The 17,968-nt window shown below is 59.9% G+C and carries 12 protein-coding genes, 1 tRNA gene and 1 other RNA gene; 6 read left to right on the forward strand and 8 right to left on the reverse strand.

The window, feature by feature from the left end; all coding sequences use genetic code 11:
• Positions 1 to 118: 118 nt before the first annotated feature.
• The gene (gene panB / locus I6E56_RS02080) at positions 119 to 949 is read left to right on the forward strand and encodes a 3-methyl-2-oxobutanoate hydroxymethyltransferase (RefSeq protein WP_197135686.1); all 831 of its coding nucleotides are present in this window, start codon (positions 119 to 121) and stop codon (positions 947 to 949) included.
• Between the two features lie 42 nt (positions 950 to 991).
• Here the strand turns inward: panB and I6E56_RS02085 are convergent, their stop codons facing one another.
• Positions 992 to 1,159 (reverse strand): methionine aminopeptidase, encoded by a 168-nt coding sequence (locus I6E56_RS02085; RefSeq protein WP_197105765.1) that lies wholly within the window; start codon positions 1,157 to 1,159, stop codon positions 992 to 994.
• Between the two features lie 49 nt (positions 1,160 to 1,208).
• Here I6E56_RS02085 and map point away from each other — a divergent pair, with 49 nt between their 5' ends.
• The 3 genes from map to I6E56_RS02100 are packed head-to-tail and all read left to right on the forward strand — an operon-like array spanning position 1,209 to position 3,572.
• Complete coding sequence (map, locus tag I6E56_RS02090) at positions 1,209 to 2,075, forward strand: type I methionyl aminopeptidase (RefSeq protein WP_197135687.1); 867 nt, start codon at positions 1,209 to 1,211, stop codon at positions 2,073 to 2,075.
• Between the two features lie 37 nt (positions 2,076 to 2,112).
• Positions 2,113 to 2,859 carry a polyphosphate--glucose phosphotransferase gene (gene ppgK, locus I6E56_RS02095; RefSeq protein WP_197135688.1) on the forward strand — a complete coding sequence of 249 codons (747 nt, stop codon included), beginning with the start codon at positions 2,113 to 2,115 and terminating at the stop codon, positions 2,857 to 2,859.
• 2 nt (positions 2,860 to 2,861) lie between these two features.
• Entirely contained in the window at positions 2,862 to 3,572 is a 711-nt protein-coding gene (locus I6E56_RS02100; protein ID WP_197135690.1) for a VIT family protein, read from the forward strand.
• Positions 3,573 to 3,634: 62 nt separating this feature from the next.
• On the opposite strand, the gene rnpB is transcribed toward I6E56_RS02100, so the two are convergent.
• From rnpB to I6E56_RS02135, 7 genes are all read right to left on the reverse strand, one after another.
• Positions 3,635 to 4,006, reverse strand: an RNA gene (gene rnpB / locus I6E56_RS02105) — RNase P RNA component class A.
• 31 nt (positions 4,007 to 4,037) lie between these two features.
• Positions 4,038 to 4,778 (reverse strand): zinc ribbon domain-containing protein, encoded by a 741-nt coding sequence (locus I6E56_RS02110; RefSeq protein WP_197135691.1) that lies wholly within the window; start codon positions 4,776 to 4,778, stop codon positions 4,038 to 4,040.
• Positions 4,779 to 4,808: 30 nt separating this feature from the next.
• The gene (locus tag I6E56_RS02115) at positions 4,809 to 5,627 is read right to left on the reverse strand and encodes a Nif3-like dinuclear metal center hexameric protein (RefSeq protein WP_197135693.1); all 819 of its coding nucleotides are present in this window, start codon (positions 5,625 to 5,627) and stop codon (positions 4,809 to 4,811) included.
• 9 nt (positions 5,628 to 5,636) lie between these two features.
• Complete coding sequence (locus tag I6E56_RS02120) at positions 5,637 to 11,456, reverse strand: cytosine permease (RefSeq protein ID WP_197135695.1); 5,820 nt, start codon at positions 11,454 to 11,456, stop codon at positions 5,637 to 5,639.
• 209 nt (positions 11,457 to 11,665) lie between these two features.
• Entirely contained in the window at positions 11,666 to 13,054 is a 1,389-nt protein-coding gene (locus I6E56_RS02125; protein ID WP_197135697.1) for a pyridoxal-dependent decarboxylase, read from the reverse strand.
• A 126-nt stretch (positions 13,055 to 13,180) separates the two neighbouring features.
• Positions 13,181 to 13,253: transfer RNA gene (locus I6E56_RS02130), tRNA-Val, on the reverse strand.
• A gap of 75 nt (positions 13,254 to 13,328) precedes the next feature.
• Positions 13,329 to 13,805: a redoxin domain-containing protein gene (locus I6E56_RS02135; RefSeq protein WP_197135699.1), complete on the reverse strand. Its 477-nt coding sequence runs from the start codon at positions 13,803 to 13,805 to the stop codon at positions 13,329 to 13,331.
• A 179-nt stretch (positions 13,806 to 13,984) separates the two neighbouring features.
• On the opposite strand from I6E56_RS02135, the gene aceE reads away from it, so the two are divergent.
• Together aceE and I6E56_RS02145 are read left to right on the forward strand one after the other, a co-directional pair.
• Positions 13,985 to 16,711 carry a pyruvate dehydrogenase (acetyl-transferring), homodimeric type gene (aceE, locus tag I6E56_RS02140; RefSeq protein WP_197135700.1) on the forward strand — a complete coding sequence of 909 codons (2,727 nt, stop codon included), beginning with the start codon at positions 13,985 to 13,987 and terminating at the stop codon, positions 16,709 to 16,711.
• A gap of 51 nt (positions 16,712 to 16,762) precedes the next feature.
• The gene (locus I6E56_RS02145; protein ID WP_231606212.1) at positions 16,763 to 17,911 is read left to right on the forward strand and encodes a CdaR family transcriptional regulator; all 1,149 of its coding nucleotides are present in this window, start codon (positions 16,763 to 16,765) and stop codon (positions 17,909 to 17,911) included.
• The last annotated feature ends 57 nt before the right edge of the window (positions 17,912 to 17,968 follow it).

Raw genomic sequence — 17,968 nt, forward strand, 5'->3', positions numbered from 1 at the left:
GAGAGTGCGACATCGATTCTGCCGCTCTAAGGGTACTTGTTCCTTAGGGTCTCTGCAGCGCACTCGCCGCGACCTCTAGCCAATCGCCTGTTGCCGCCATATCGCTAGACTTGCCGCTATGACTGACTCCGCCGCCGCAGAGGCCCAAGCCAAGCTCAAACGAGTTCGAACTCGCCATTTTCAGACGGCGAAAGAAAACGGAATTAAGATCGTCGGTCTCACGAGCTATGACCAGCTGACGGCCGGAATCTTCGACGAATCCGGCATCGACTTCTTGCTCGTTGGCGATTCCGCTGGCAACAATGTCTACGGCTACGACACGACGCTGCCGGTGACAATCGATGATCTCATCCCTCTCACGCGCGCGGTCGCCGGCGCTGTCACGCGCGCTTTCGTTGTGGCGGATATGCCCTTCGGTTCTTACGAAGCTGGCGCAGACGAGGCACTGCACACCGCTTTCCGTTTTATGAAAGAGACAGGCGCTCACGCGGTCAAGCTCGAGGGCGGAGTGCGCAGCGCCGAACAGATTCGACGCATCGTGGATGCCGGCATCCCGCTGATGGCTCACATCGGGTTCACGCCGCAGAGTGAGCACGGTCTCGGCGGCCACGTCATTCAGGGCCGCGGCGAAGGGTTCGAGCAACTGCTCGCCGACGCTCTCGCCGTTCAAGAGGCCGGCGCCTTTGCTGTCGTGCTCGAGATGGTGCCAGCGGATGCCGCCGCCAAGATCACCGAAGCGCTGTCGATTCCGACAATCGGCGTTGGCGCAGGCCCCCACGTCGATGGACAACTTCTTGTCTGGACCGATTGGGCTGGCCTCACCAAGGGACGCATCCCTAAGTTTGTGAAGCAATACGCCGATTTGCGCGCGACCCTCGCGGGTGCCGTCAACGACTACCGGGCCGACGTGGCCGCAGGCACCTACCCGACAGAGGAACACTCCTACTAGGAGATCTCTCGGCGGGCAGCTGCTCGCTACGGCACTAGAGGTTTAGTCTTCAGAGTCTTCGCTTGCCCACTTGCGTGCGCGCTCGGCGATGATTTGTGGGGCGTGTTCGGCTTGAGCCCGTGTGTCGAACGGTCCATCACGATCGACGGCTAACGACTGCGGTCCTTCTTCGACTTCGCCTGTCTTGTGGTTGTACCACCATTGCTCCATGCGGTTCGTCCCTTCGTCGAGAGCAAGGCTACGCCGTTAGACTGCTGAAATGCCTCGGAATCACACTGGTCACCTCGTTCCGGGAGTAATCCCACCTCAACTTGCCGTTCCCTCGGCTATTCCTCGCCCCGAATATGTGGGCAAGAAGGCGCCACGCACCTTCACCGGTTCGGATGTCTATACCGCCGAAGAGGTCGACCGCATCCGCGCGGCAGGAAAGATTGCCGCTGGCGCTGTCGAAGCGGTTGGTGCTGCGGTCGCTCCGGGCGTGACCACTGCGCAACTCGATCAGATCGCGCACGAATACATGGTCTCCCGAGGTGCTTACCCCTCGACTCTCGGCTACCGGGGCTTCCCGAAGTCGTGTTGCACGAGCATCAACGAAGTGATTTGCCACGGCATTCCTGATGACACCGTGCTCGAAGAGGGCGACATCATCAATATCGATATCACCGCGTACAAAGACGAAATGCATGGCGACCTCAACAAGACTTTCCTTGTCGGAAACGTTTCTGACGACGCACGCAATCTCGTCGAACGCACGCAAGAGGCGCTCAACCGGGGAATCAAGGCCGTCGCCCCTGGCCGCCAAGTCAACGTTATTGGGCGCGCCATTGAGTCCTACGCGAAGCGCTTCGGCTATGGCGTGGTTCGCGACTTCACGGGCCACGGCGTTGGCCGCGCCTTCCACACCGGCCTGATCATCCCCCACTACGACTCTGCGCCACAGTTCGACGATGTTATCGAGGTAGGCATGGTCTTCACGATCGAACCCATGCTCACGCTCGGTTCCCACGATTGGGATTTGTGGGCTGACGACTGGACCGTCACTACCCGCGACAAGAGCCTGACCGCTCAGTTCGAACACACCATGGTTGTCACCGAACGTGGCACCGAAATTTTGACCCTCCCGTAATACCCTGACGCTCCCTAACCACGCGAAAGAGGACAGCATGACTCAGGCTCTAGGAATCGACATCGGTGGCACCGGCATCAAGGGCGCCATCGTCGACACGGACACCGGCAAGCTCGTCAGCGAGCGGATGAAAATAGCGACGCCCAAATCGGGCAAGCCTGACGCGATCGTCAAGGTCGTTATCGAACTCATCGACAAGCTCGGCGGGATTCCAGAGTCAATGCCAGTCGGCGTCTGTTTTCCCGCGATCGTGCGCAACGGCATGACAATGTCTGCCGCGAACATCTCAAAAGAGTGGATCGGCCTTGAGGCGGAGGCGCTCTTCGAGAAGGCTCTCGGCCGCGACATCCATTTCGTCAATGATGCGGATGCCGCTGGCGTCGCCGAAGTGCGCTACGGCGCGGCAAAAGGGGTGCCCGGTCTGATCCTGCTCACTACCCTCGGCACTGGAATCGGCAGCGCGCTCATCTACAACGGAACCCTCGTGCCGAACTCTGAGCTTGGTCATCTCACCATCGGGCGGCGGGATGCGGAGAAGGGTGCTTCATTCTCGGCAAAGGAACGGCAGCGCCTCAGCTGGAAAGCCTGGGCAAAGCGCCTCCAGCGTTACTACACACACCTTGAGTTGCTCTTCTCCCCCGACCTCTTCCTTGTCGGAGGCGGCGTATCGAAAAGCCACGAGAAATTTCTGCCGCTCCTGAAGCTGAAGACGCCGATCGTGCCCGCCAAGTTGCGCAACAACGCCGGAATCCTTGGCGCCGCAGCACTCGCTGTCAAGGAATAACGATGAGCTTTCACACCAACGAACCACACTCCGGTGATATCGCAGGACGCCTGAACTGGCTCCGTGCCGGGGTTCTTGGTGCGAACGATGGCATCGTTTCGGTCGCCGCCATCGTGGTCGGCGTTGCTGGAGCGACATCCGCCATCGCTCCGCTAATTACGGCAGGAGTTGCTGGTCTCGTCGGTGGTGCCATCTCTATGGCGTTGGGCGAATATGTTTCCGTCAGCAGCCAGAGCGATAGCCAACGCGCGCTGATTGAGAAAGAGCGTCGCGAACTCGCCGAGATGCCAGAAGAGGAGCTCGCTGAGCTTGCGGCTATCTACCACGCCAAAGGAATCAGCGCAGAAACAGCTCAACGCGTAGCCGAGGAACTCACCGAACACGACGTTCTCGCTGCCCATCTTGAAGCAGAACTCGGCATTACCGAGCACGCGGTTGTGAGCCCTTGGCAAGCGGCCGGGGCATCCGCCCTTGCGTTCACGATCGGTGGCGTGTTGCCCCTCGCCGCAATCTTGCTCGCGCCAGAACCCATCCGCGTCGTCGCGACCTTCATCGCCGTCTTGACAGCCCTGGTTATCACCGGAGCCCTGTCGGCACGTGTTGGCGGCAACAGCTGGGTGCGACCTACGCTGCGCATTGTGATCGGCGGAGCGCTCGCACTCGCCACAACATTCCTTATCGGTACCCTATTGGGCACCTCGGGAGTCGTCTAAGAGACTGTGAGCCGCAGCAGTAGCGGCGAGTCAACCCAAGCGTGAGTTCAGGCTAGAACTGAGGAATGGGCCGGCTAGTACGCCGGGTTCTGTTCACATGAAACCGAAATTTCATGCTGGACGGTCATCTATCTACGATGTACGTTGCCGCACACCTCTAGCGATCTACCCGAAGACTCGGCGAGCAGCCTTAGCGTCTTCTGTCTGATCTTGCTCCGGACGAGGTTTACCTAGCCGACCGAGTCACCCCGGCCGCTGGTGGTCTCTTACACCACCGTTTCACCCTTACCCCAAGCCAAAGCCTGTGGCGGTCTGCTTTCTGTTGCACTGTTCTCGCGGGTTGCCCCGGGTGGGTGTTACCCACCATCCTGCTCTACGGAGCCCGGACGTTCCTCGGTACCCATAACGGATAACGCGACCGTCTTGCCGACCCATTCGACATCAAGCTTAGCCTTCAGAAAGTGCCTAGAGTCCCGACTCGTTGGTGCGCACGAGAATGCCCTCGCTGCTGGCACACATGATTACGGCATCGGGGGCTGCAGCGCGGATCTCTTGCATTTCGTTTTCGAGAAGCTTTACACCGGAGGCCAGTGAGACTCCGCCACGCAGCATGGAAGCACCGACACCGTAGCGCTCACGCTGACGTTCGTACAGTGCGAGAAGATCTTCGGGAATTGTAGTCTGAAGCGCGGCGCGCCCGGTGCGCGTCGACGCGAGCTCCGTCTGGATCACCGTGAGGGCTTCATCGCGGCTGGCTTCGAGTTCTGCTGCCTGGGTACGAAGGTTGTCACCCTGTTCAGCGAGATTATCGACGACCTTTTGCTGAGCTTCGAGCTTCTCCATGACAGCAAGCTCGATATCTTCGAGATTGCTCAGCCGGGTACGCAGCGAGGTGAGTTCCAGCTCAAGCGCAGCGACATCCTTTGCAGAAGTGCTGGCGTCCAAACGCGCAGTGTCGCGGGCGATGCGAGCCTCCACAACCGTGACGTCAGACTCGATACGGCTCATTTCAAGCTCGATGTCTTCTTTGATACCACGCTCTTCAAGCATCGTCAGTTGAAGCTTGTCGCGGTGCTGCTTCAACTCGGCAAGCTTCTCGTGCTCAGGAAGCTTCTTTGCGCGGTGCTCCAACTGAGAAATTTTGGTGTCAAAAGCTTGCAGGTCGAGAAGTAACGCTTGGTCAGCGGGGCTCGCGGTCAATGCCATAGTCATGTTTCTTTCTGTATACCGGTGCGCTTACTGCACAACCGCAAAATCCCAAGGATCGGTGCGCAATTCGCTCACCGTAATCGTTACGCCTGGCAACAATGCCCGCAACTCTTCGGCCGCGGCATCAAGCCACAACCACTCACTAGCCCAGTGCGAGACATCGATCAAAGCGGGCCCATTCCCGAGTCGAGCATTCTCACGAGCCTCAGAGGCCGGATGATGCCGAAGGTCGCTCGTGATGTAGACATCCGACGCCAGCACGGCAGGGTCGTTCAAGTATGCGTCACCCGCTCCCCCGCACAACGCCACCGACTGAACCAGTTGATCAAAATCGCCCGCAACGCGAACTCCGGTAGCCGTGGGCGGAAGAATTTCTGCGACAAGGCGCGCGAGACGACCGAGCGTCATCGGCTCCGGCAGCTGCCCCGTGCGGCCAATGCCCCGATCCGGAGTCTGACCAGCAACGATGGGAGCGATCGCGGACAAGCCCAGCCTGGAGGCGAAGCGACCCGACGTTCCGGTTTCTACGACATCCGCATTGGTGTGAGCGGCCAATAGAGCGCACTCAGCGCGCACAAGCTTGGTGAGCACGGCGCCTTTATAGCGATCACTCGCAATAGATGTGACGCCGCGCAATAGCAGCGGATGATGAGTGATGAGCATGTCTGCGTCGTCGACGATTGCCTCGTCCACAGTCTCAAGCACAGCATCGACTGCGAGAGAAATCTTCGACACCGGGGCGTCGAGGTCTCCTGCGACTAACCCCACTGCATCCCATGACTCAGCACCGGATGCGGGCCAAAGCCGTTCGGCTGCAGCAAGGACGTCAGCGACAGTAATAGACACGCGTTCAGTCTAGGCGGGACGCGGTGCGCGCTCAGGCTGCTCGGCTTCTTGACGACGAATCGCCGGAATACCAGCCACCAAGGGCGTCACAATTCCAAGGCCAAGAGCGACGAGCACACCGAGGTCGGTTGCGGCGAGGTCAGAGCTCAGATCGATCCCGAGTGCTGTGAAGCCGTAACCCTGCCACGAAAGCCAGCTGATCGTCGCACTCGTGAGAGCGAAGCCGATCACTGAAATCACGACATAAGCACCGAGGTTCACCCAACGAACATCCGCATAGACGCCACCGCGAGCAAGGAGCCCAGCGCTGTCAAGTTTGCGGGTGCGGATCATGGTCTCCGAGGCGAAGATGCCAGCCCACGCTGCAGTAGGCACAGCGAGCGTGGTTGCGACATCCCGGAACAGCTCGTTGATTCCGCCGTCAACACCGAACGCGAAGAGAATGCCGAGAGCACCGAGTACGACCGCAACAATCACGATCGACCACTGGCGCGGCACCCGCACCCCAATCGCCTGGAGGGCAAATCCGCCCGAATACAAACTCAGAGTGATACCGGAAAGCAGACTCAGCGCGGCGGCGAGCAGCAACGGAATCGGGTACCAGCTCGGCAGCAAGAGGAGCAAGGTGTCGAGAGGCGAAGCGAGGAACCCGCGAGCAATTGCCGGGTCGGATGCGGCGAGAAGTGCACCGTAAGCAATAAGCACAAAGGCGGGAAGCGCTGCCCCGAATGCCGCAGACAGCATCGATGCCGGCCCGCTCGACGCTGGGCGCTGGTAGCGAGCAATGTCTGCTCCGCTGTAAGCCCAGACCAAACCGAGGAAGCTAAACACGAGCACGGCACCTGTCACAGTCAACAGCCACGAGCCATCAGGAACGGTCAGCGCCTGCGCGATATCGATGTACTGCGCGGTGAATCCGATAAGACCCACAATCAGCACTCCCGAAATGATGCTCAGAATCAGCTGGATGCGCGCAAACAGCGGGTAACCGGCGAACGCGATAACCAAAGCAATGAGAAAGGAGAGCGCCAACGCGATAAGTAGCAGCTGTCGATCACCAAGGCCACCGTTGAGGTCAGCCCCGATCAACACGATAGTGACCGAAGAGGCCAATACCCACAGGAGCACAGCTCCCCAGAACAGTCGTGCAACTACGGCGACCACTGACGGCGCAATGTTGCCCAGTACGCCAAAAGTTGAGCGCGAAACAACCATGGTCGGCTGACCGCTGCGCTTACCTGCAAGAGTCGTGAGACCCAACGGGATGAAGGAGAGCGCCACGCCGGCAAGGATCGCGACGATCGACTGGCGGAGGCTCATTCCCACCGCAAATACCGCGGCACCGAGACCAAGGCTCACAATCGACGAGTTAGTCGCAAACCACAGCCAGAAGAGACGCGCGGCGTGCCCAATACGGCGATCAACAGGAGTCGGCTCGAGCCCGCTCTCCTCAAGGCTGAAAACGTGCTGCGCTGTGGGAGCCACTTCATCGAGACCGAGCGGCTGCTGAGCAACCACGGACGTTGAATGAGCAACCGGCTGCGGCATGGAATCAACGGGAGTTGCAACGGCTGCGGAGTGCGCATCGGGTGCCAGAGGTGCTGCGAGAGGCGCTGCGAGAGGCGCCGGAGCGCCCGTTGGTGCTGGTTGAGAGGCAAGCGAGCCCCCAGCAGCACCGAGAACCGCGGCACCTGCAACCCCTGCGGCGAACGGAATCACATCGTCATCCGCAGTTGCAACGGCGCTATCGGAAGAGGTTTCGCCCACATTCGAGTCGAGCGCGCCAGTGGAAAGCACTGTCGGGAAAGTCAAGCGGTCGCTGTCGTCGACAGCTTCATCGGACTCTGATTCCTCGACTCCGGCATCAAACGCAGCCTGGGCGATCGACATCGATCCCGTCTGCACATCAGAAAGTGGGTCGCCCTGCAACGGCGGTGCCGCGTTTGCGAGGAGCGCCCGCAGAGGATCAGACTCAGCTTCATCGGCATCGGGCTCGACGTCAACATCATCGAGGTCATCATTCTTAAGCAGATCCTCAAAGCTGATGGGCTCCGGGGCAACATACTTGGGGGTCTCGGTCGAGGCGAAGCTGAACGCCACGGCGTCCTCCGCTACGGCAGAGTCGGCTGGAGAAACATCAGAAGCGGATTCGACGATTGGCTCGGATTCGACCACCGGCTCGGCGGTTGCAGCAGAAGCCTCTGCGGCGTCCTGTTCAGCGGCTACTGGCGTGGCCTCTGGCACGATTGCGGGATCATTCGCGGTGTCAGCCTGAAGATTGAATGCGAAAGGTACGTCATCCGCCTCAGCAGCGGGGTCTGCTGCGGAATCGGAAGCCATGGAATCTTCCGGGACGTCATCGGCCGCGCCCTCGGCGGGTGGGGGCGCGAACCCGAAGTCGCCAAACGAGACATGTTCGTCGAGATTCGCACGGGGAACACTCGGCGCGACATCCGGCTCAACAAGTGCTGGTGGAGCGAATTCAACCTCGTCGTAGTCACCATCCTCGTCGGCAGGGAATTCTGGGGCTGACTGCACATCAGACGCACTTGGTGCTGCTTGGGCAGCCGTTGCTTCGGAGAAAGTGGCGGCGTCTGCGCTCTCGGCCGCTGGGGCTTCGGCAACTTCGGGCAGATCGCTCAAGCTCAAGAAGCCGGAGGCGGCGTCAAACGGGGAAGGCGCGGCTTCGGTAGTGCCATCAACTGGCACCTCAACACTTTCACGTTCGGCCTGCACTTCGGGTTCGGCCTGCACTTCGGGTTCAGCCTGGACCTCAGGTTCAGCTGGGACCGCAGATGCTGACTGGCCTTCGGCGTCAGAGGTAGACGCTGCCGCGAACGATGCGGCAACCGGCGCAGCAGCAGACTGTTCCTCGGCGGTGTCGCCGAGGACAGGAAGCGTTATTGATCCCGTCGGATCCGCGTGAGCAGCAAAGGGGATCTCGTCGTCAAAGTCAGCCGGAGGCGACCACGACTCGCTTGGCGGCGGTACTTCCCAGGCAGGCAATTGCGCGGCAGCCGCTACCGGTGCTGAAGTGGGGGCTGAGTCTTGCGTCGCAGCAGCTGCTGGCGTTTCATCGCGATCAACGACATCTGAGAACTCAGACCGAACTTGCTCGATGACCTGATCGGCGACGGGGCCGCCTCGTGACCGGAACGTGGTTTCCCACTCGCGGTATTCACGGGCTTCTTCTTCGCGCAAACGCAATTGTGCTTCAAGAACCTCGATAACGCTGAGCGTTCCCGTTGATTGATTTTCGGGGCTGTCTGCCCAGTTGAGAATGTCTTCGTCAGCCATTGAACGGCGAGTTGGGGGTGTCGGAATGTCATCATCCGCCGTCGTTTCGGCAACAGCGGGCTGCTGTTCCGGAGCAGCGTGTTCTTCTGAAACTACCGATTCATCGTTAGCGGGAGCGGCTGGCGTCGTCGGCGCTGAGGGAATGTCGTCTACCACAGGAGTCGGTTCCGCGATCGGCCGAAAGGATGCTTCCGGGGCAAAGCTCGAAACGACTGGGGCGGTCGGCGCGGGACTTGCCTCAACTGTTTCTACGAATTCCGCTGTTTCTACGAACTCTGCTGTCTCTACGAACTCTGGTGTTGCTGCTGGATCGAAGGCAACTTCAGTCTCAGGAACAACGTCGTGAGCGAAACCTACGTCTGGTGTGTCCAGCGGCTCGGGCGCGTCAGCATTCTCTGAGACATCCGGCGCGGGGGGAACAGTTTCAGCCTCGGACACCGGCGTTGCTTCTGGTACCGCTGGGGCTTCTTCGGACACGGCGGCGGGGGCGACAAAGTCGAAAGCGGCGTCTGCGGGTGTGGCTAGATCGGCAGCTTCTTCGAACGAAGCCGTAGCATCCGACTCAGGAACCACTGTGTCGAAAGCTTCTCCTGCGTTAACAGGCCCTGGAGTTGGCAACTCGTCTAGCGGTGCAATGTATGACTGACGGTGAGTGAAGGGAGTTTCGGCGTCAGCGCTGTCGACCGATTCAGGGGTGTCGGCCGATTCAGCGGTGTCACTGATCACGGGTTCGACAGAAAGAGGGTGAGCGGACGCTTCGATAACCGATTCTGCCGCTAACCCGCTGAAGAACTCCTCGACTGGCTCTTCGGCCGCCGCCTGAGACGCTGTTGCGTCGGACGCTTCCGGCGAGACTGGAGCTACCGGCTCAAAATTGAACGGTGAAACGAGTTCACTCGTCGTTGCGAATTCTTCCGACAGCTCTGCTGCGGCAACGCTCTCGCTCTCGATCGCCGATTCGGGCGTTGGCGGTGCAAGATACTCGCTCGTTGTTGGCTCAGCAGAAGTGGTGGGCTCAACAGAAGTGGTGGGCTCAACAGAAGTGGTGGGCTCAGCCAGAGTCTCAGGAGTAGCAGCGGCCTCGCGGAAGGCAGCGTCAAGGTCAAAAGCCCCAACGCTCTCTGACTGTGGTGCACTTGCGGCTTCGGGTTCCTCTGCAGCTGCAGCTTCCGTGGTGTCAGCGTCTGCACCGTCAGCGTCAGCGTCGTCAGCGTCGTCAGCGTCGTCAGCGTCGTCAGCGTCGTCGCCGGTAGATACGACGGCGTCTGGAACAGACTCTTCGGTATCTGAATCGCTCGCTACGGGAGCGAACACGTCATCGATCGAAAGGAAACCGTCGCTGTCAAGGCTCGGCGTCTCTACGACAGCCGGCGCATCCTGACCATCAAGGTTCCACATGGGCGCACCGTCGATGACGTCCTCGACAGGGAGTGGGGGTTCTGCCGCGACCTGTGGCTCTGCGGGCGCAGGTTCAGGACTGGAACCCTGAACATTCGGCTCCATGGGCCCGAGCTTCCAAATGTGGTTGGCGGGAGCAGCGGATTCGTCAGAAATCGGATCCGCGCTGTCGCCGGCGACGGGCGACACTTCTGCCCAAGGGGCGTCAGCGGACGACGAGCCGTCAGCGGGCGTGTCGGTAGCCGGTGATGCAGGTTCTTGCATTGCGAAGAGGGAGTCGAAGCTAAATTCTTCGGAGTCGTCTGTCGTATCGGGCGTGTCGAGGTCAAATGCACCGAGATCGGAATCGAAGTCGTGCACCGCTGACGCGATGGGTTCAGAAGCGACGGGGACAGGGTCGATTGAGGCCGATTCGAACGGCGCAGGCGCCACGGTCTCGGGCTCAGTCGTCTCGGGCTTGACGTGAACGGGCTCGACCGACGCGGGTTCGCTGGAGGCTGCTGCCTCACCGGCCGCGAGAGCTGCAGCCAAAGAGTCGCTCTCAGCGTCTACTGCCGCAGCCTCGGCTTCCATCTCTTCGGGCGTGCGCCGACGCGAAATGCGCGAAGCAAAGAAATCAGGTGTCGTGTAGTCGGCTGGAATTTGGTACGGATCATCGTCGTCTTCGGGAGACGCTGCCGCCGGCGAGGCCGGTTGCCCAGAATCGCTATCGCTCGGCGCATCGAGTTGTGGGACTGCTTGCGTCGGATCAGGAGCGGGGGCCATAGCCCACGGCGGCATCCCCTCGTCGAGTGCGTCTGCGACGTCGGAGCGCTGGAACTCTTCGTTGAGATCAATAGGCGCAAAAGTCGACGCGCCAACGGGCGGCGCGGGCGGTACTACCGAGTCTGCGGGCGGTACGGCCGGCACGAAAGTGTCTGCATTGAGCGCAGCATCAAGATTAAAGATGCCGTCTGTGGATGCTTCGCTCAGGTCGACAAGACCGTCAGCGGTCGTGTCGGGTGCCGAATCTGAACCGGAAGAATTACCGGTCGCAGGATTCGGAAAAGGTAGTTCGAACTCATGCTCTGAAGACGTTTTGTCGTTCGCATCGTTCGCATCGTTCGCGTCGTCAACGTCGTCGTGGAATGCCATGCATAAATCCTAAGGCGATACCAATGTTTTGCGGGTATGCCGAGCCGTACTCAGAACAGATACTGCAACAAATATGAGGGATATGCCGATTCAGAAGACTGCGGTTTACGCTTCTCCCCCAGTGTGGCCGCGCCGATGAACGCAATCGGCCCGACTCTGATGGCTGCAGTTGTCGACATGGTGCGAGCGTATGGCCACGGAACCAAGCGTCAGTGCAGGCCGCGAAAGAGGGAGAGAATCGCGGAAGCGCTTCGCGAAACGTCTTCTGCTGAAGTAGCCCAGTTGGTGACCGATACGCGCATCGCGGCGTGGCCGTTCCACGTTGTTCCGCTCACCCAGCAGGTTCCTTCTCTTTGGACTCCTGCCACCACCGCCCGCGTGATGTCATCATCGTTGGCGAAACGCACCAGCACCTGGTTCAGAACAACATCGTTCAGTATCCGCACTCCGGCATCCTGCCCCAACAACTCAGCCATCTCCCGAGCTCGTACGCAGCCACGATTGACGAGCTCGGCAATACCGTCGCGCCCAAGTGTGCGCAGAGCCGCATAAATCGGAATCGCTCTCGCCCGTCGCGAAAGTTCAGGAACCCAATCGATCGCATCCCGCTCAACTCCGTGAGTTTGGATGAGGTATTCAGCCGACGACGTCATCGAGGCACGATGATCCGCCGAGTGCCTCACAATCGCGAGCCCGCTGTCATAGGGAACGTTCAACCACTTATGCGCATCCGTCGACCAAGAATCTGCGAGATCAATTCCATCCGCGAGCGGGGCGAGCTCTGCGCTCGCTCGTGCCCACAAACCGAATGCTCCATCGACGTGCAGCCACGCACCGGCATCCCGAGCAATCTGTGCAATTTCTCTCACCGGGTCGAAGCACCCGCTATTGACATTGCCGACTTGGGCACAAATGATCGTCGGCCCGTCGAGCGTCGCCACAAGATCGCGCAGACGATCCGCACGCATCCGTCCTTGACCATCAGATTCAACGACATTTAGTGAGCGAGTGCCGTACCCGAGATAACGAAATGCAACATCAATAGTGACGTGAGCCCCTGCCCCCACCACCAGATTCACGTGCGGCGCCCCCGCAACGCCGTCGAGTTCGACATTCCACCCGACGCGCCTCAACACGTTGTGTCGCGCCGCTGCAAGACACGTGAAGTTCGCCATTTGGCCGCCGGTAACAAAACCGACAGAGGATTTACGCGGGAGATCGAGCAGTTCCAGCATCCATTCGGCAGCAATTTCTTCTATCGCTGACGAGAACGGTGAGATCACATGGATGCCGGCATTCTGATCCCAGGTCGACACGAGCCAGTCTGCGGCGAGGGCGACCGGTTGCGTGCCACCGATCACGAAGCCGAAGTACCGCGGTGAGCTACATGCCGTCATGCCGACATCAGCCTGACTCGCCAGCAGATCGATGACGGCCGAGGGGTCCTCTCCCGTCTCCGCAAGCGGTGTGTGCAAGTTCGCCATCATCTCGTCGCGACCGTGCTGACTTCCGACATGTCTGGTGGCTAGTCCGTGGAGATACCTGGTGGCGTGATTGCGTGCCGTTTCCAGCACAGGATCCAGTGACTCATTCGACATGATGTCCCACCTCGCAAGGCGACGTCGACCCGAGTGTATCGACGTCAATCGTGCACGGAGCATACCGCTGAAAACGACCGGAAAACGAAGAAAACCCCCGTCAGCGACGGGGGTTTTCTGTTGCGGTGGGCCCTACCGGGATCGAACCGATGACATCCACGGTGTAAACGTGGCGCTCTACCAGCTGAGCTAAAGGCCCGCAGCGACGCAGTACGAAGCAGCGCTCGATAATGTTACACGGCTTTTGACGGCCCGTTACACACACCCACAAAATCTATGAATCAGAGTCGGAAGTGAGCGCCACGATTGCTCGCTCGTAGTCAGAAAACGCTCGCGTTTCCCCCAGCGGTGACTCGATAATGCTCTGCACAACACCATCGTGATCGATGAGGAAACTGGCGCGACGAGCAAATCCCTTGTCTTCCAGAAATACCCCGAACTGCTTCGCGACCGCGCCATGAGGCCAAAAATCCGACAGCAGCGAAAGGCGGAAGCCTGTGTCATCCGACCACGCCCGGAGCGTTGCCACAGAGTCAACCGACACCACCACGACTTCGACGCCCGCGCTTGCCGCGATGTCGTGCCAGTCGTTGAGCTGGGCGACCTCGACGGCACAGACCGGCGAAAACGCGAGAGGGATAAAAACTACGAGCACCGCGCGCCGCGACAGCAACTCCTGCAAACTAACCGTCTGCCCGTGCTGATTGCGCAACTCGAAATCGGGCGCGACAGCCCCTCGCGTGATCGTCATACCAAACCTTCCCCCAGAAAACCGTCGAAATTCCCCACAATTACGGGAGAAAATGGCCCGGTTCGAATCTTGCCGCATTCGACAACTAGAATCGATGGGCGTAGTCGATCCCATCACATCCGCAACCCGGTAGTGCCTCGACTCGCACGACTCTGTTCTCTACACGAAAGAGGTCAACGGTGACGGTAAACGACCAGGACCCATACTCGGTAACCAACACCGATAAGGACCCGGAGGAGACCGCCGAGTGGAATGAATCACTCGACTCCCTCGTTGCAGCACAAGGCCACGAGCGTGGTCGCGAGATCATGCTTAGTCTTCTCAAGCGTTCTAAAGACTTGCACCTTGGTGTGCCGATGGTTCCGACAACGGATTACATCAACACCATCGCCAAAGAAGATGAGCCCGACTTCCCGGGTGACGAAAAACTCGAGCGCCGCTACCGTGCATGGATTCGCTGGAATGCCGCGATCACCGTGCACCGCGCACAACGACCCGGTGTCGGCGTTGGCGGGCACATCTCGACGTACGCGTCGTCTGCTGCCCTCTACGAAGTAGGACACAACCACTTCTTCCGTGGTGCAGACCACGAATCTGGTGGAGACCAAATCTTCTACCAGGGTCACGCCTCCCCCGGTATGTATGCTCGCGCCTTCCTCGAAGGTCGCATGAGCGAAGACCAGCTGAAGGGCTTCCGCCAAGAGAAGTCACAGGCACCCAATGGCATCTCGAGCTACCCGCACCCGCGCCTCATGCCGGAGTTCTGGCAGTTCCCCACCGTCTCGATGGGTCTTGGCCCGATCAACGCGATCTATCAAGCCCAGAACAACAAGTACATCAGCAACCGCGGCATCAAGGATGTGTCAGACAAGCAGGTCTGGGCCTTCCTCGGTGACGGCGAGATGGACGAGGTCGAAAGCCGTGGCGCCCTGCAGTGGGCAGCCAACGAGAAACTCGACAACCTCAACTTCGTCATCAACTGCAACCTCCAGCGCCTCGACGGCCCGGTTCGCGGTAACGGCAAGATCATTCAGGAGCTCGAAAGCTTCTTCCGCGGTGCCGGTTGGAACGTCATCAAGGTTGTCTGGGGCCGCGAGTGGGATGACCTGCTCGCCAACGACACTGAGGGCGCGCTGCGCGATCTCATGAACCGCACCCCCGACGGCGACTACCAGACCTACAAGGCAGAGTCTGGCGCTTACGTTCGCGAGAACTTCTTCGGCCGCGACCCTCGCACGCTCAAGATGGTTGAACACCTCTCGGACGACGACGTGTGGAACCTCAAGCGCGGTGGCCACGACTACCGCAAGGTCTACGCCGCGTTTAAGGCAGCCAGTGAGCACAAGGGGCAGCCGACCGTCATCCTCGCGAAGACGGTCAAGGGCTACGGTCTCGGCCCGAGCTTCGAAGGCCGCAATGCGACCCACCAGATGAAGAAGCTCACGCTCGACAACCTCAAAAAGTTCCGCGACGAAATGCACATCCCGATTACGGATGCCGCGCTCGAAGCAGATCCGTACCAGCCCCCGTTCTACCACCCCGGTGAAGACGATGAGGCCATTCAGTACATGCAAGAGCGCCGGCGCGAACTTGGCGGCTACGTGCCTGAGCGTCGCACCAAGTACACGCAGCTCGAGCTTCCCGAAGCAAAGACCTATGACGTCGTCAAGAAGGGCTCCGGCAAACAGGAGATCGCCACTACCATGGCGTTCGCCCGTCTGCTCAAAGACCTCCTGCGCGACAAGTCCATCGGTAACCGAATCGTTCCGATCATTCCGGATGAGGCACGCACGTTCGGAATGGACGCGTACTTCCCCACGGCGAAGATCTACAACCCCGCCGGGCAGCACTACACCTCGGTGGACCGCGAGCAATTGCTGGCCTACAAAGAGAGCCCGCAAGGTCAGATCGTGCACGTCGGCATCAATGAGGCAGGAGCATTTGCTGCCTTCACCGCCGTCGGCACTTCGTACGCCACCAACGGCGAGCCGCTCATTCCTGTCTACGTCTTTTACTCGATGTTCGGGTTCCAGCGCACAGGCGATGCCATGTGGGCTGCTGGCGACCAGATGGCCCGCGGTTTCATCATGGGCGCCACTGCCGGTCGCACGACGCTGACGGGTGAAGGTCTCCAGCACGCTGATGGACACTCGATCCTGTTGGCATCCACCAACCCCGCAGTGGTTAGCTATGACGCTGCCTACGGCTACGAGCTCGGCCACATCGTGCGAGCTGGTATCGAGCGGATGTACGGCGGCAAGCACGAAGACCCCAACGTCATGTACTACCTCACCTTGTACAACGAGCCTCTTGTTCAGCCCGCTGAGCCCGAGAACTTCGATGTCGAGGGTGCGCTGAAGGGTATTTATCACCTGTCGTCGCCGACGATCACTGGTCCAAAGGCCCAGCTGATGGCATCCGGAGTCGCAGTGCCGTGGGCGCTAGAAGCGCAGCAGATCCTGTCCTCGGACTGGGGCGTTGCTGCCGACGTCTGGTCAGTCACATCCTGGACTGAGCTTCGCCGTGATGGACTCGCTGCTGAAGAGCACAACTTCCTTCACCCCAACGAAGAACCTCACGTGCCCTACGTCACGACAAAGCTCGCGGATTCCAAGGGCCCGTTTGTTGCGGTTACTGACTTCATGCACGCGGTTCCCGATCAGATCCGGGCCTTTGTTCCCGGTGAGTTCGCGACTTTGGGTGCTGACGACTTCGGTTTCTCCGACACGCGTGCTGCTGCACGTCGCTTCTTCAAGATCGACAGCCACTCGATGGTCGTTCGTACTTTGGAGATGCTCGTGAAGCGCGGCGAGATGGATCCTGCTGTTCCGGCTCAAGCAATTGAGAAGTACAGCATCCACGACGTCAACGAAGGCACCACCGGTTCTGCCGGCGGCGAAAGCTAGGTCGCAACCATTCCCCCGGTACAAAAAACTAAGGCGCAAACACTCGCCTGGTTGCGTGTCATTACGGGCGAACTCTCTACAGCTACGCTCAAACGACTTGAGGACACGCTGCCCTGGTATAGCAAAATGCCACCAGGGCGGCGTTCCGCTGTCGGTTTAGTCGCTCAAGCTGGAATCACGAGCTTCATTAGCTGGTTTGAAGACCCCACGACGACACCGTGGATCGCGGCGGACGTTTTCGGGGCTGCTCCACGAGAGCTCTTGCGTTCGGTATCGCTTCAGCAAACACTTCAGTTGATTCGGATTGCCGTTGAAGTCGTTGAGTCACGCGTTAAAGCTGACGATGACGTGTTGCGTGAAGCGATCCTGTTGTATTCGCGTGAAATCGCCTTTGCCTCGGCGGATGTGTATGCGCGCGCCGCGGAAGCCCGCGGACTGTGGGATGCCCGCCTTGAAGCACTTGTCGTCGACTCCATCCTCAGTGGCGAGTATGACAACGAACTTCCGAGCCGCATCGCGGCCCTCGGCTGGAATGGTCACGGCGAGGTGTGCGTTCTTGTCGGCACGTCCCCACGGCAGCTCGATGTCGATCAGTTGCGACGCACTGCTCGTCATCTGGACGCTGATGTTCTTATCGGCGTGCAGGGCAGCCGTCTCGTGCTCGTCATCGGCCGAGCTGCTCCTCGCTCGGAAAAGCCCGAAGATGCTGAGCCTCTCCCCTTCATTACGATCGCCGAGCAGCTTGAGCCAGGATTTGGCAGCGGCCACTTGGTGCTCGGCCCCGAGGTTCCGAGTCTTGTTGATGCTTCTAAGAGCGCAAAGGCTGCTCTCGCCGGCTTCGCAGTGGCTCGTTCGTGGCGCAACGCTCCTCGACCGACCCTTGCCAATGATCTGCTCCCTGAGCGCGCGTTTGCCGGTGATCCGCTGGCACGCTCGACGCTCATCAACAAGATCTACAAGCCGCTTCAGGCACACTCGACAGATCTGCTCACGACGTTGTGGTGCTATCTCGACAATGGTCGCTCTCTAGAGGCGACAGCTCGCGAACTTTTCGTGCATCCCAACACTGTGCGTTACCGCTTGAAGCGGGTCAGTGAGGTCATCGGCTGGGATGCCACCGGCGCACGCGAGGCGCTGATTCTGCAGGCAGCACTCATTGTGGGTTCGATTTCGGATCCCGAGCCGGGTCGTTCCCGCTAGCGCGCTAGTGTTTGGCGACTTCACACAATGATCCCTCCAAGCTTTGGTGGGTTCACC

This window comes from Salinibacterium sp. NK8237, assembly GCF_015864955.1.
GTDB lineage: Bacteria > Actinomycetota > Actinomycetes > Actinomycetales > Microbacteriaceae > Rhodoglobus.

What these genes read in the sequence shown, in the direction of transcription:
- panB (WP_197135686.1), top strand. Translation starts at nt 119, where the DNA reads ATGACTGACTCCGCCGCCGCAGAGGCCCAAGCCAAGCTCAAACGAGTT.
- I6E56_RS02100 (WP_197135690.1), top strand. Translation starts at nt 2,862, where the DNA reads ATGAGCTTTCACACCAACGAACCACACTCCGGTGATATCGCAGGACGC.
- map (WP_197135687.1), top strand. Translation starts at nt 1,209, where the DNA reads ATGCCTCGGAATCACACTGGTCACCTCGTTCCGGGAGTAATCCCACCT.
- I6E56_RS02135 (WP_197135699.1), bottom strand. Translation starts at nt 13,805, where the DNA reads ATGACGATCACGCGAGGGGCTGTCGCGCCCGATTTCGAGTTGCGCAAT.
- I6E56_RS02110 (WP_197135691.1), bottom strand. Translation starts at nt 4,778, where the DNA reads ATGGCATTGACCGCGAGCCCCGCTGACCAAGCGTTACTTCTCGACCTG.
- I6E56_RS02125 (WP_197135697.1), bottom strand. Translation starts at nt 13,054, where the DNA reads ATGTCGAATGAGTCACTGGATCCTGTGCTGGAAACGGCACGCAATCAC.
- ppgK (WP_197135688.1), top strand. Translation starts at nt 2,113, where the DNA reads ATGACTCAGGCTCTAGGAATCGACATCGGTGGCACCGGCATCAAGGGC.
- I6E56_RS02120 (WP_197135695.1), bottom strand. Translation starts at nt 11,456, where the DNA reads ATGGCATTCCACGACGACGTTGACGACGCGAACGATGCGAACGATGCG.
- I6E56_RS02085 (WP_197105765.1), bottom strand. Translation starts at nt 1,159, where the DNA reads ATGGAGCAATGGTGGTACAACCACAAGACAGGCGAAGTCGAAGAAGGA.